The 314-nt window shown below is 73.2% G+C and carries 1 protein-coding gene; it reads right to left on the bottom strand.

Features of this window, described 5'->3' with window-relative positions; genetic code table 11:
- A partial coding sequence (locus tag EN808_RS35670) for an aminopeptidase N C-terminal domain-containing protein (protein ID WP_135918257.1) occupies positions 1-314 on the bottom strand: 314 nt, incomplete at both ends.

Below are 314 nucleotides of genomic sequence, written 5' to 3'. Positions count from 1 at the left end.
GACGCTCTTCCGATCTGCCGGTTTGCCTCGGCGACCGTCCGCGCCAGCGCCTCGCGCGCGGCAAAGATGGCGTCGGGGTCGATCCCCTTGCCGATGTCGCGGGCGATGTCGGCTTCGCCGGGCAGCGCCAGCGCCAGCGCCCGGTAGGCCGGCTCCAGCGTCTCGTCGCCGGCGATCCTGCCGGCAAGCTCGGCCAGCCGTGCCGCGAAGGCCGGCTGCTTGCCGCCGAGCACCTGGCGGAAGGCGGCGATCAGCGCGTCGGTCAGCAGCGTGTTGAACGCCTGCCAGCGCGAGAAGGCGTCGCTGTCATGCGC

Source organism: Mesorhizobium sp. M8A.F.Ca.ET.165.01.1.1, assembly GCF_004792065.1.
Taxonomy (GTDB): domain Bacteria; phylum Pseudomonadota; class Alphaproteobacteria; order Rhizobiales; family Rhizobiaceae; genus Mesorhizobium.
Note: the sequence above shows the minus strand (reverse complement) of the source record. Positions and strands in the feature narration are given on the sequence as shown.